9 protein-coding genes are annotated in these 13861 nt (G+C 42.2%); 6 read left to right on the forward strand and 3 right to left on the reverse strand.

The features are described 5' to 3' along the window. Nucleotides 1-3: 3 nt before the first annotated feature. The 4 genes from AB4Z30_RS22015 to AB4Z30_RS22030 all read left to right on the forward strand — a co-directional run bounded on the left by AB4Z30_RS22015 (nt 4) and on the right by AB4Z30_RS22030 (nt 5491). A complete protein-coding gene (locus AB4Z30_RS22015) occupies nt 4-2838 on the forward strand; it encodes an AAA family ATPase (RefSeq protein WP_441929598.1) in 2835 nt (944 codons plus the stop codon). Then, nucleotides 2835-3758 (forward strand): hypothetical protein, encoded by a 924-nt coding sequence (locus tag AB4Z30_RS22020; protein WP_441929599.1) that lies wholly within the window; start codon nt 2835-2837, stop codon nt 3756-3758. Before AB4Z30_RS22015 ends, AB4Z30_RS22020 begins: the two co-directional genes overlap by 4 nt. Nucleotides 3759-4117: 359 nt before the next feature. Further along, nucleotides 4118-5287, forward strand: coding sequence for a glycoside hydrolase family 27 protein (locus tag AB4Z30_RS22025; protein ID WP_441929600.1), 1170 nt, complete (start codon nt 4118-4120; stop codon nt 5285-5287). Beyond that, a complete protein-coding gene (locus tag AB4Z30_RS22030) occupies nt 5288-5491 on the forward strand; it encodes a hypothetical protein (RefSeq protein ID WP_441929601.1) in 204 nt (67 codons plus the stop codon). Between the two features lie 136 nt (nt 5492-5627). Here AB4Z30_RS22030 and AB4Z30_RS22035 read toward each other — a convergent pair whose 3' ends face one another. Then, nucleotides 5628-6458, reverse strand: coding sequence for an AraC family transcriptional regulator (locus AB4Z30_RS22035; RefSeq protein WP_441929650.1), 831 nt, complete (start codon nt 6456-6458; stop codon nt 5628-5630). A gap of 189 nt (nt 6459-6647) precedes the next feature. Here AB4Z30_RS22035 and AB4Z30_RS22040 point away from each other — a divergent pair, with 189 nt between their 5' ends. Together AB4Z30_RS22040 and AB4Z30_RS22045 are read left to right on the forward strand one after the other, a co-directional pair. Continuing rightward, on the forward strand, nt 6648-8183 hold the full coding sequence (locus AB4Z30_RS22040) for a carboxylesterase/lipase family protein (protein ID WP_441929651.1): 1536 nt from the start codon (nt 6648-6650) through the stop codon (nt 8181-8183). Between the two features lie 203 nt (nt 8184-8386). Then, on the forward strand, nt 8387-10198 hold the full coding sequence (locus AB4Z30_RS22045) for a flagellin N-terminal helical domain-containing protein (RefSeq protein WP_441929602.1): 1812 nt from the start codon (nt 8387-8389) through the stop codon (nt 10196-10198). 110 nt (nt 10199-10308) lie between these two features. Here AB4Z30_RS22045 and AB4Z30_RS22050 read toward each other — a convergent pair whose 3' ends face one another. Further along, complete coding sequence (locus tag AB4Z30_RS22050; protein ID WP_441929603.1) at nt 10309-12126, reverse strand: ABC transporter ATP-binding protein; 1818 nt, start codon at nt 12124-12126, stop codon at nt 10309-10311. Beyond that, entirely contained in the window at nt 12119-13855 is a 1737-nt protein-coding gene (locus AB4Z30_RS22055) for an ABC transporter ATP-binding protein (RefSeq protein ID WP_441929604.1), read from the reverse strand. The genes AB4Z30_RS22050 and AB4Z30_RS22055 overlap by 8 nt, the downstream gene beginning before the upstream one ends. Nucleotides 13856-13861 lie beyond the last annotated feature (6 nt).

Here is a 13861-nt window from a genome sequence, read left to right on the forward strand (position 1 = left end):
AATATGGAGGAACACCAATTAAGAAATATTAAACAAGCAATAATTAATTTTCAAGAATACATACCCGCAGGAAAAGAAAAATTATTAATGATTGACTCTATGGATATAAAGGATTTGTTATCTTCTTTAGATACTGTCTTTGAATTGGAAGAACAAGCTATAGATGTGGTACGTTCCCGTCCATATGTAACTGACCATTATGAGAATGATATTATGTTCTTTGCTATACAATTGTTAAATTCCATGGTACCGAGCCACAATGAACTTAAGACCTATGTTGATTATAAGAATTTGCTGCGTCACAGACATGTGGCTTACGGGTTTTACAATACCCTTGAGCAAAAACGTATAGAAGTAGTCGATGTGTTGGATGACACCCCAATAGAAAGTTTGCTCTACTCGGGCTTGGTTGAATTTTACCAAAATTATTATGGGAATTTCACAGATAATCAGAGAGCAATCAAATTCCTCTGCAAATTTTATCCTAAAGATGACAGTTTAATTTTAAAAAAAGATGCTACAGTTAGTGCTATCTATAGACATATTACAAATGCTGGAACGCCAAGTGATTTCGGTTTCGCCTTCAGTGGGATTGAAAGTATTCGGGAGAATATAAGAAACCTTCCTGTAGAAGTTATTGATCTTTTACTTCAAAAGTACGAGTTATATAAAATCGTTAATAAAGGTGTATACAGAAACCAAGTATTCACCATCATTGAATACTCCTCAATACCTGTTCCAGAAAAGCAAAAATATAAATTCAGTTTTTTGGACAGTTTACTTATAGCAGATTTAATGAACTCCAGTCTTTATCAAAAATACGGAGTCCAAGAACATTTAATTAGAAATTATCTTCATCTTGATGAAAATCTAGCGTCGGACAAGCTTGGATTAATAGTAGATGATCATCAAAAAAGTATTTATGGCTATTGGACAAATTCTTTTAATTTCAATAGACAGTTTATCATAAATGAAAAAGCAATTATCAATATACATCTTCATTCTGACAATAAACAGATATCTGTAACCTACATAGATAATCCTAGTACAGAGGTGATTTTCGAATACTCCTATCAAGATTGGATGTTAGATAAATATCGTTCAATAGAATCAGAACAAAAAATACTGGAATTCATAAACGAAGATTATTCACAAGAATCAGAGTACATTTACAGGCCTCTTAAGTTTTCACTTCTTTATATTAATCGCTATAGAGGTATGAAATCTCAGATAATTGATTTTGACCATAAATTCACTTATAACGTTAACACTAAAGAACTCAAAGCTTCATTTAACTCCGATGAGATCCCAAATTTTTATGGAAATAAAGTCTACTCACTTTCATGTATAGTTGGCAAGAATGGTATGGGCAAAACCAGTACGGTAGATTTTTTACGAGATACTTTTTTCCGCCTCATCCATTTAATAAAAGAGAAACATATTTCATGTAATAACGGAGTCGTAAATGAACTTGAATATGAACCTTATAAAATAATGGAGAATAACATCGAATTTTTTATTGTATTCCATTTAGGTGATCAACCATATTATTTGACAAATATAAACAGTACCATGACTTCAGGTGCCAATGCCTTTAATCACAAAGCATATGAAAGTAGAAATGAATTAAGCAAAGTTGTATATTTCTCAAGTATGCTCAGTGTTAACCAAGATAGTCTATTTGATATCGAAGAACTGACAACCAGAAAAGAAGAAAGAAAAAAAACAGACAATGAAGATGAAAACAAGAGCAATAAAGAAGATTTGGCCAAATCCCTTATCGGTTTTAGGCAAGTTAATTATTCTGAAAATTCAAGTTTCATAGAAAAAAGAAATGTTATAAACAACGCTATAATTAATAAAAAAAATAAGCGAGCTAGGCCTTTTGAAACAGTCAACAAGGATCTATGTTATCAACTTGCTTTTTTAGACTATTTGGAACAAGAAGATTCTTCGGAATATTTTGATTTCCCAGAAGATAAGAATTTTTTTGTGATGAGTACCTTATCTGAACCTCCTGAAAAACAAATATTGGTAAAAAATCTTGATAAGAATCTTAACTCTATAAATCAGTTTCTTACTTTACCTGATGCCAAGCTTGGACATTTTTCATCTGGACAGCATGCTAAATTTTCTTTTTTATCTAAGCTCTACTGGTTTCTAGAGGGCCATCGGAAGTATTCAAAAACTTTTGAGAATTTAGTTGGAACTCAACTTTTTAGTGATGATGAGGCATTACACGAAGGAGAAACTGCTCTTCTATTTATCGATGAAGGAGAGCTTTATTATCACCCTGAATGGCAGCGAAACTACATTTCAATTCTTATTGATCTCATACATGCTTCAAGAACTGAATCTAAGATCCAAATCGTTATTACGACAAACTCACCATTTATTATCTCCGATGTTCTTAGTGAGGACATTTCTTATCTTTCAAAGGAAGATACCGAGTTCGACCAAACTTTTGGCCAAAATATACACAAGCTCCTTACACATAATTTCTTTATGAAATACACCATAGGTGAATATAGTCGTAAATTCATTGTAGATATCAGTGAATTACTGAGTCCTGATGAAAACAATAAAATTAAGCCCAAAATCAGCACATTTCTAAAACAATACTTTGACAGGCCTTTTGAGTCTGAGCAATTATATGAACAAATTAGCCAATTGATTAATAAAATTGGTGAACAAGTATATAGAGAAAAACTAATGCTCACTCTTAGCCAAAAGTTAGGTAAGGATGCTGAGTTGGATCTTTTAGTTAAACAGAGAGATGAATTGAATTTCAAGATCGAACAGTTTAAATTATTTAAAGAAAGGAAAGACGCAGAATGATTCAAATTCAAAATTATTCAGAAGAGTTTGAAATTGAATATTGGAAAGCTGTTATTGACAAAATACCTCCCCCTTGTCAAAAACTAATTTTGAAAAGTTGTAAAAAATATTTACCCTCTAACTTCTATGATGAGAGTACTGATGAATTTAAGACCCTAGTTCTTGCACCTTTGCAAAAGTTAAAGGAAGCATACTCCTTTATCAATAATAACCTTGAAATAATGAATAAAGAATGCTTTTTAAAATCAGATAAAAATAGTCCTCCTATGAAGAAGTTATATAGAAAACTACATGACTCCTACTCAATTATTGCAAATTCGGAGGTTAACAAGGTATCTATACGTGTCAGATTAGTTCGAAGCTCCAGTCTTAATGTATGTCCCTATTGCAATAGAGATTATATCAACTGCAGGGCAGATAATGTTGCAGGAGCACAATTAGATCATTTCTTTAATAAAGCTAAATTTCCTTTGTTTTCAATTTGCCTGTATAATTTAATACCAGTGTGCGGAAATTGCAACAGAATTAAGGGATCAAAAAAATTAGAATTTTCCTCTCCTTTTGATAGTTCAATCAACTGGATTAATGATATAAAGTTCACTTATGATGGAACCACTTCAGATGATATGAAAATTATTGTGAAAACAGAAGGTGGTACCGAACATAATATTGCAGGAATGAGAATTCGCGAGGCGTATCAAATTCATAGCACTGAAGTACTTGAACTAATCGAAAAAAAACAGATGTACAACAACACACAAAACGAGGAAATTCAAAAAGTATTGGGCAAAATCAATTTATCTGATTCAGAAATCAAAAAAATTATTTTCGGACCAGAAATTACTGAGGACCAATTCAAAAATAAACCTCTTACAAAGATGATGTATGATCTACATAAGGAATTGAAAATTTATCCCTGACCCCTTTGCAATTTTCTGAAAATTATACAGGTTAAATTACACAGAGATGATGTGGTAATTCAATATTTGTCGCCTTTCAAGATATCGTATTTCACGGTATCTTTATTTTCACTCTTAATGTACATCTCCAAATCAGAAGTAATAGTTGGACACTAGTTCCCCTCAACATACATCATCTCTATCCATATACCTTTCATTAACCCAAACAACATTTGTCCATGTCCAAGCAACGTGAAGCTATGGTTAAAACACCCTTAATTCGGTAAGTTCATGATAGTTATTTACGCTTATTTACAGCATGGAAGAGTCACACTTCGTTATTTCAAAAAAACAGGACAAGGAAGGAAGCGAGTTAGATCATGAGCAATAACACCAATACAATGATGGGATTTGCCCCTGCACTGGGCTGGAATTCATGGAATACGTTTACGTGGGATATCAATGAACAGTTGATTCGGGATGTTGCCGATGTCTTTGTAACAGAGGGATACCGGGATGCCGGATACGAGTACATTGTCATTGATGATTGCTGGAGCCTGAAGGAACGGGATGCGGGTGGCAATCTGGTCGTAGACCCTGCCAAATTCCCGAGTGGAATGAAGGCGCTTGCAGATTATATCCACGACAAAGGACTGAAGTTTGGCATGTACTCCTGTGTCGGAACACATACTTGTGCAGGTTATCCGGGCAGCTTCGAGCATGAATTTCAGGATGCGGCATTATTCGCCGAGTGGGGCGTGGATTATTTAAAATATGACTACTGCTTCAAGCCACGTCATATCTCTGGTGAGCTACTCTACAAACGCATGAGTCTTGCGCTCAAAAACTGCGGCCGTGATATTCTTTTCTCCGCCTGCAATTGGGGAGAGGACAATGTCTATGAATGGATTCGTGAATCAGGTGCACATATGTACCGTTCCACCGGAGATATCCGCGACAACTGGGATTCGGTCAAAGAACTAGCCCTTTCACAGCTCGGAAAACAAAGCTACACGGGTTCGTTCTGCCACAACGACATGGATATGCTCATCGTCGGGATGTATGGCGGCAGTAACAATGACTTTATCGGCAGCATCGGCGGCTGCAACGATATTGAATACAAAACCCATTTCTCCCTCTGGTCGATGATGGGTTCACCCCTCATGATCGGATGTGATGTGCGCAAAGCCAATCAGGTCACCAAGGACATTTTGCTGAACCCGGATCTGCTTGCCATCAATCAGGATGCAGAGGCACGCGGGGCTTACCGCATCAAACCCGAGCCGCAATGGTTCCATACCGATGATGTATTCATGCTCGTAAAGGTGCTTACGGATGGTGATCTGGCAATTGGTTTCTTCAACCTGAGTGACAGCCAGCGCGAATTGTCCCTGCAATTCTGGGATATGGGACTGCCTTACGCATCAGGTTACTCCCTGTCCCTCTATGACTGCTGGGAGCACAAGGAGCTGGGTGTATTCCGCGAGCGTTATGCACCCGTAGTGGCGGCCCATGATTGCCTCGTCGTACGGGCCACACTGGTGAAATAAATGGCGCAAAGCCGGCTATGCACAACCTGTCAGGTTCCGCTCACTTCCGACGATGTCGGCATTTATCTGAAATTAGTCTCTTTAACGGCCCGGCAATATGTCTGCATCGATTGTCTTGGGGTGAAGCTGAATTGCGGACGGGAGCCGATTGAGAAACTGATTCGGTACTTCCGCGAGTCCGGAAATTGTGCTCTTTTTCGCTAAACCCGATCTGTAATCTGTCTTACTATATAAGTTGAAGTAAAGATTTCACACAGTCCACTCCGATGACAGAATAACCTTTCAATCGCTGTTGGCGTCGTACCGACTCATTCGCGTACTGATACGAAGCTCTCTTATCYTAATGTTTTGTTTTTTTCTGGTGCAACATCATGTAGGCTGATGGCGTATGTGATGTTGCCTTTTTGAATACTCTGGAAAAATAAAGCGGATCATTATATCCCACCGAATACGCTATGGATTGAATGGACAAATGGGATGACATGAGCAGCTCGCGGGCACGCCGGATACGACATGCCGTTATGTACGTTGATACCGATTCACCCGTGGCCTCCTTGAACTTGCGGAACAGGTAACTTCGCTCCAGATTTACGGCCTGCACAATCTCTGCAACCGTTAAGGACGATTGCCAGTAATTTTGCTCAATATAGGTTTTCGCCATCCATACCTCATCTCTGGTTTCTGTCTGCTCCTCGCTCGGGAAAAATTCGATGTAATAGGACAATAACAGATGCAAACGTGCATCGGCTCTTAATACTTCACTTGGTGATGCACCTGCATTCCAGGCCAAATGAAACCATGGCTCCATCGTTTCCGGTGCAACTGGCAGTACAGGGTGCATAACCGATAGTTGTGTCATATCTACGATTCGCCCCGCATCTCGTCCGTTGAACTCGATCCATACGTACTCCCACGGGTCCGCCGGGTCGGGATAGTAATAGATTTCTTTTTGCGGAAAAAGGATAAAACTCTCGCCTGCACCCAGCCGAAAATGCTGTCCGCCGGTTTCCAGTGTGCCCTGCCCTCGAATGATAAAATGCAGTGCATAGACGTCACGCACGCCTGGGCCCCATTGGTGGAGATTGACCGGTTTATGTCCGCCGCTGATAAAATAAACCTGGCTCTCCCTGCTCCCGTCTCGCCATAATGAGTCCACATCCAGCACCTCCATTCGTGATACCAGTCATTATATATCATTGTGAGGGGTTATTGGTTTAATTTCGATGCTGGAAACAACGCTTCAAGTTGCTTATTATAGAGATAGAGGGCTTATCACCCAGCATAATTGTAAGCGCAACCAAAAACACATCTTGGATCGACATATATTAACGATGTTCAATTCAGAGAGGAGAATGTTGTGTTGCTTAGAACGGTTACAGTAGAAAATGGTAAAGTTCAAGGACTACCTGCCGCGGACCCTCGTATTACAAGCTTCAAAGGTATCCCATTCGCTGCTCCCCCGGTAGGTCAAAACCGATGGCGTGCGCCGCAGCCTGCTTCCGATTGGGATGGCGTCCTGCAAGCCTTTGATTTTGCGCCAACCTCCATGCAAGTGCCAACCGTGATCGACGATAATAACATCTACACTAGGGAATGGGCTGTTGATCCCGACCTGCCGATGAATGAAGATTGTCTGTATTTAAATGTATGGACACCTGCCAAACGAACGGATGAGAAGCTGCCTGTCTTTGTCTGGTATTTCGGTGGTGGACTCCAAGTCGGTCACACCGCGGAGATGGAATTTGACGGTGAGCGTATTGCACGCAGAGGCATTGTGGTCGTGACCATCAATTACCGCTTGAATGCATTTGGTTTCCTGTGTCATCCAGAGATCAGTGCGGAGTCACCACATGCACCTGCAAACTTTGGACATCTGGATCAGCAGGCAGGAACAGCGTGGGTGAAGCGTAATATCGCTGCGTTCGGCGGTGACCCGGATCAGATTACAATTGGGGGACAGTCTGCTGGCGGTGGCAGTGTTCTTAGTCAAATGACCTCTCCACAAAACAAAGGCCAATTTCAGCGAGCTGTCATCATGAGCGGTATTGCAACAGAGTTATATCCAAATGTTCCTGTACCCGCTGTTCGCAATACGCTGCGGGAAGCCGAGCAGAAAGGCGTTGAATTTTTCCGTTTTCTAGGCGTATCTTCACTGGATGAAGCCAGACAGCTGGATGCCGTCACTTTACGGGATAAAATACTGGAATATCGAAGCTTCTGGGGAACGGTCATTGATGATCAGTTCTGCGTAGGTGATCCGTTCACTCGTTTCATGCAGCATAAGCGTGAACTCGTGCCCGTCATGCTTGGACACACGTCCTCCGAATTCTGGACCAAACCTGCGGTAAACAGTGTGGAGGAACTGAAACAGATGGCTACAGAGCTATTTGGCGAGGATGCTCCTGCCTTTTTAGAACGATGTGAAGCCGATACTAGCGATCTGGATCATGCCTTACAGCGAGCTTCTGTGCGCATGATTGAACATGCGATTCAGCTGGTAATTCGCTCCAACAGCGGTCATCCGTCTGAAACACCACTCTATTATTATAATTTCGACGCAGAGATTCCCGGCTGGGATCAGCCAGGCACGTTCCATTCGGTTGATCTATGGTTCTTTTTTGAGACACTCGCCAAATGCTGGCGCCCTTTCACGGGTAAACATTATGATCTGGCACGCCAGATGTGTAATTATCTATCGAATTTCATTGCGACAGGTGATCCTAATGGCTTGGATTCCACGGGTAAACCTCTACCCTACTGGATTCCGAGCAGTACCGAGCAGCCGTATCGCATGGAATTTGGTGATCTGTCCCAGCTGCAGCGTGCAGTACCGGGACCTGTGCTTGAATTAGTGATTGAATACTTTTTCAAAAAGCAAAATGAACCTGTAGTTTAATACGTGTTGCATTTCCTCCTCTTAATGGGCTGTGCGGTGGCGCATGGCCCTCTTCTTTCTGAGGTAATTATCTTAGTGGAGACATCACTTTTGTGGGCGATTTGCACACTACATTTACAAAAAAATCACATATCAATAGACTATCCTTATTCTACCATGGTAAAATTAATCATATCACTCCACTTTAGATAGAGGTATAACATATGATTATTTCGCATAACTTAGCGGCTACTAGTGCACATAGGAGAATTCAAGAAAACGCCCGTAATAACTCTGGCCACCTACAGAAACTATCTTCTGGGCAAAGAATTGATAGTGCGTCTGATGATGCAGCAGGACTAGCAATATCCGAGAAAATGAGGGCACAGATTCGGGGACTTGACCAAGCAAATCGCAATATACAGGATGGGATTTCTCTTGTTCAAACAGCAGAAGGTGGACTGCAAGAAATTTCAGCTATTTTACAAAGACAGAGAGAACTGATTGTTCAGGGTCTAAATGATACATATACCGATAACGATCGTCTGATGATTGAAAGCGAGATTCAAGAGCTTACGAATGAAATAAACCACATCTCCCAAGGCACAAGCTATAACACGATAAACTTGTTGGCAAGAGATGATTATGAAATACTGGCGGATCGTTCAAGTTCCAGTACAAACACTTCCCTTAGTGAGCCGCCTACAATTCCAACCGTACAGAAAACTGTAGTTTATGCAGCCTCTGGGACACCCCCAGAAGCAAGACACCTGACCAGCAATTCTAAAACGTCATCTACAACTCAGACGTATACAAACACAAATGTAATTACTCCGATAACCTCGGAGGATTTGAGAGAAAGTTACAACGAATATAATGTGGATACTTATACAACAACTAAAACAGATACAGAGCGTTCAGTATATGAAACGTTAGCACCTACAACCGATCCGCAATTTTCAGCACCAGACTATTGGTTTGCTTCGGGAATGAACACAACTTGGTTTGGCCCCAAAACATTAGGTCGTGTTTATGGCACGATGAGTGAGAATGTAGAAGTGGATGGCATGATGCGACCAGTGGAGTATACATCTAGAAGCAATACCGGTACAGTTCCGGCTTGGGATCATATGTGGTTTCCAAATAGCGAAGTATCGATAAAAAGAATCCGGACTATACTTCCAGATAATTCGATGCAAATCGAATATATAATAAATAACGGAAATCCAACGGATACGAATTTAAAGCTAAGTAACCTAGTTAACCCACCTGATAATTCAGTGATGAAAGATGCAAATGGGCTACTTATCCCCAATGGTGTAACATCCATAAATTCGCCATCTGGGAATACAACATATACGATGACAGGAACGGAAGCAAATGCTAGTATTACGTTCGATGATTCACTCGGATCTCTGTCACCAACCCAACTTGCAATTCATAATCCCTCAGGGGGACAACCTACAATTAATTTTGATTGGGATGTTAACCTCCCTTCTCAATCAAGTTTAACACTTGCTTTCAAATACGGCCCTTTCTCATTAAATTTGGATGTATTTGAACGTACAAACGAAATAGAAGTGTCTACACGCATAGAAACAACTTCAACTGTCGAGATCAAAGACATAGACTATATCACACCGAAACTCACGGTCCAAGCCGGAGCAAATCAAGGGCAACATATGGATATCCCCTTATTCAACGTGCAGACTGATGAGTTAGGCATGACAACGAAGGGCTTGTTACCACCAGCTATTGAACAACAAGCATTATCTCGTGTAGACAAGGCCATCTCCAAAATTTCCAGTATTCGTGGAATATACGGTTCAATCCAAAATCGAATGGAACACGCATTAAACAATACAAGTAATGCTACAGAGAATTTGAGTAATGCAGAATCTCGAATTAGAGATGCAGACATGGCCAAAGAAATGTTAGAGTATACAAAATCAAATATTTTATTGCAGGCTGCACAAGCCATGCTCACACAATCGAATCAAAGCCCTCAATCCGTTCTACAATTGCTCCACCAGTGACAAAATTTAAGGGTGTCCCAAAAGCCATTTATAAGGCTTTTGGGACACCCCCTTTTTGATCTTGGCTGCTTTCTAGTATACTCTTTGATGCTTAAATACTACGTTAAACGTTAATCCCACTCAAAAGCTCCAGTATACAATTGATAATACGTACCTTTTGCAGACAGTAGCTGTTCATGATCACCGCGCTCCTTGATGTGGCCATGTTCCATGACCATAATGGCATCGGAATTCCGCACAGTGGATAAACGGTGTGCAATGACAAATACCGTTCGACCCTGCATCAGATTATCCATGCCCTTCTGAACCAGCGATTCGGTACGTGTATCGATGGATGAAGTGGCTTCATCCAGAATCATGACCGGCGGATTGGCAATCGCTGCTCTGGCAATCGCCAGCAACTGGCTCTGTCCCTGTGATAGTCCATTGCCGTTACCATCTAGCCAGGTCTCATACCCGTCAGGCAAACGTTCAATAAAACTCGCCGCATACGACAGCTTCGCAGCCTGAATGACCTCATCGTCACTGGACTCCAGTCTTCCGTATCGAATGTTCTCAGCTACCGTACCCGAGAACAGATGGGTATCCTGCAGCACAATTCCCAGAGAACGCCGCAAATCCGCTTTTCGAATACGCTGAATATTAATGCCATCATAGATGATCTCGCCTTCTGTAATATCGTAGAAACGATTGAGCAGGTTGGCTACGGTTGTCTTGCCCGCACCCGTTGCACCTACGAACGCAAGTTTCTGTCCAGGCATGGCATATAACGTAATATTCTGAAGCACTTGTTTCTTTCCGTCATACGTAAAACGGACATCCTTAAACTCCACTTTGCCTTTCAGAACAACACTTGTTCCGTCCTCCAGTTTCCAGACCCATCCGGCCTGATCCAGATTTTTCTCCAAGGTCACACGGCCTTCATCGGCTTCAGGCTGTTCATCCATCATGTTAAATATCCGCTGAGCCCCTGCAAGAGCTACGACAAACATGCTGACCTGCGAGGAAATTTCGGCAATGGGCATTGTGAAATTACGGGATAAACTCAGAAAAGCTGCGATAATTCCCAGACTCAAGCCGGTATTCCAGCCCGAGATTGACATAGCTCCGCCTGCAATGGCCACAAGCACGTAGATTAACGTAGCCAGATTTGCATTGATTGGCATAAGGATATTCGAATATTTGTTAGCTGTCGCCGAGTCGTCAAATAATCCATCATTCAGGCGGGCAAATTGTTCCATCGCTTTTTGCTCGCGACCGAATACCTGCACCACTTTTTGCCCATGAATAATCTCCTCGATATATCCATCCACCACACCGATCGATTCCTGCTGCTTGAAGAAATGCTCGGTTGCCTTAGTACCCACGACTTTGGTAATCCAGAGCATGGCAAGTGCACCTAGCACAACCACGATTGTTAATGGCACATCCAGATACAGCATCGTACCAAGAACGACCACAACCGTCACGGCAGTGGACAACAGCTGTGGTAATCCATCCGTCAGCATCATATTCAGCGTATCCACGTCGTTTGTGTAATGACTCATAATATCCCCGTGGGCTTTACGGTCAAAATATTTAATCGGCAGCTTCTGCATATGTTCGAATAAGCGGTCACGAATCCTCTTCATAATCTGCTGTGAGACGGTAATCATCAGCCGTTTCGAGACAAACGTACTGATGACTCCAGCAGCGTAGATTACAGCCAGAATAATTAAAGCCTGTAACAAGGCGTCAAACACTGGGTTCTGATTTCCAAGTAGCGGCGTAATAAAGTCATCGATCAGCAATCGCAGAAAGGCAGCTGAAGCGACAGAGACGGCGGAACTAACTAGAACCAGAATCAGCGCCAATGCGGTTCTGAATTTGTAATATTTAAAGTAGGATAGCAGACGTTTTATCGTCTGACCATAATTCATGTTATCCATCCAGTGCTTCACCGCCTTTCGTCTGTGTATAATAAGCTTCTTGATAAATTGTATTTCGATCCAGCAGTTCCTGATGGGTTCCGATATCTACCATCTTACCTTCATCCAGCACGACAATCTGATCCGCATCTTCAACAGATGCAATGCGCTGGGCAATAATAATTTTGGTTGTATCCGGTATGCTTTCCTTGAAAACGTTGCGGATTAACGCGTCGGTCCGTGTATCTACGGCGCTGGTGGAATCGTCCAGAATCAGAATTTTCGGTTTTTTGAGCAAAGCTCTGGCAATACATAGTCTCTGCTTCTGACCTCCCGAAATGTTCGTACCGCCTTGTGCCAAATGAGTATCATATCCATCCGGAAAGGTGGAAATAAACTCATGTGCCTGCGCCGCTTTGCACGCTTCAATCAATTCTTCATCGGTTGCATGTTCATTGCCCCAGCGCAGGTTCTCCTTAATCGTGCCTTCAAACAGGACGTTTTTTTGCAATACCATCGCGACCTGACTGCGAAGCAAACTTAGATTGTATTCCTTCACATTGACTCCACTGACAAGCACTTCACCCTCACTGACATCATACAGACGTGGAATCAGTTGCACCAAGGTGGATTTTGCACTGCCCGCAGCCCCAATAATACCAATCGTCTGTCCCGAAGCCATTCGCAGATTGATGCCAGACAGGGCATAATTCTCGGCTTTGTCTGAGTAACGGAAGGACACATTGCGGAATTCAATCTCTCCACTGTGCAGCTCTGTAACTGGCGATTCAGGGCTAGTGATATCTGGCTGTTCACTTAACAGGTCATTAATCCGTCCCGCCGAAGCACGAGCAATGGCAACCATAATGACAACAATGCCCAGCGTCATCAAACTCATTAGAATTTGCATGGAATACGCGAATACACTCGTCAGCTCCCCGGTAGTCATATTCCCACCCACAACCAGTTTGGCGCCAATCCATGAGATCATCAGCATCACCGCATACAGCACAATTTGCATCAGTGGAAGCTCATACGCCAGAATGCGTTCTGCCTTAGCCATCTGTGCAAATATCCGCTGGGATACGGCTTGAAACTTGGATACCTCTCGCTCTTCACGTACATACGATTTCACGACCCGAATGCCGCGTACATTTTCCTGTACAACTTTATTCAGATCATCATAACTTCCAAAGGCGCGCTCAAAAATCGGAAAAGAATACTTCATGATGAGCATCATGCCAATTGCCAGCACGGGTATAACAATCATGAACCACATTGCGATAGCCGGGCTGATGCGATACGTCATAATCGTTGCAAAAATCATCATCACCGGGCTACGGAAGGCAATCCGGATAATCATCAGAAATGCATTTTGCACATGCGTAATATCCGTAGTCAGTCTGGTGACGATCCCTGAGGTTGAGAATTTGTCCATATTGGAATACGACAGCTGCTGCACATGACGGAACAGGTCGTAACGCAAGTTTTTACCGAACCCCGACATGGCAATCGCAGAATGCTTACCCGCCAGCGCTCCAAAGACCAGAGACACCAGGGCAAACAACACCAGAATCAAGCCGTACTTGGTCACCTGATTCATCTGGCCCCCCGTGATCCCCTGGTCGATCAATTCAGCCATAAACAGCGGAATAATGACTTCCATGGCCACTTCACCTAGCAAAAACAAGGGCGTCAGCCACGTATCCTTTTTATATTCGCGTACACTTTGCAGTAATTTCCTGACCATAAGCAT

The sequence above is a fragment of the Paenibacillus sp. 2TAF8 genome, assembly GCF_052114825.1.
Lineage (GTDB): Bacteria > Bacillota > Bacilli > Paenibacillales > Paenibacillaceae > Paenibacillus.

Coding starts and splice junctions, on each gene's coding strand:
- AB4Z30_RS22025 (WP_441929600.1), top strand. CDS start 4,118: ATGAGCAATAACACCAATACAATGATGGGATTTGCCCCTGCACTGGGC.
- AB4Z30_RS22045 (WP_441929602.1), top strand. CDS start 8,387: ATGATTATTTCGCATAACTTAGCGGCTACTAGTGCACATAGGAGAATT.
- AB4Z30_RS22030 (WP_441929601.1), top strand. CDS start 5,288: ATGGCGCAAAGCCGGCTATGCACAACCTGTCAGGTTCCGCTCACTTCC.
- AB4Z30_RS22050 (WP_441929603.1), bottom strand. CDS start 12,126: ATGGATAACATGAATTATGGTCAGACGATAAAACGTCTGCTATCCTAC.
- AB4Z30_RS22020 (WP_441929599.1), top strand. CDS start 2,835: ATGATTCAAATTCAAAATTATTCAGAAGAGTTTGAAATTGAATATTGG.
- AB4Z30_RS22055 (WP_441929604.1), bottom strand. CDS start 13,855: ATGGTCAGGAAATTACTGCAAAGTGTACGCGAATATAAAAAGGATACG.
- AB4Z30_RS22015 (WP_441929598.1), top strand. CDS start 4: ATGGAGGAACACCAATTAAGAAATATTAAACAAGCAATAATTAATTTT.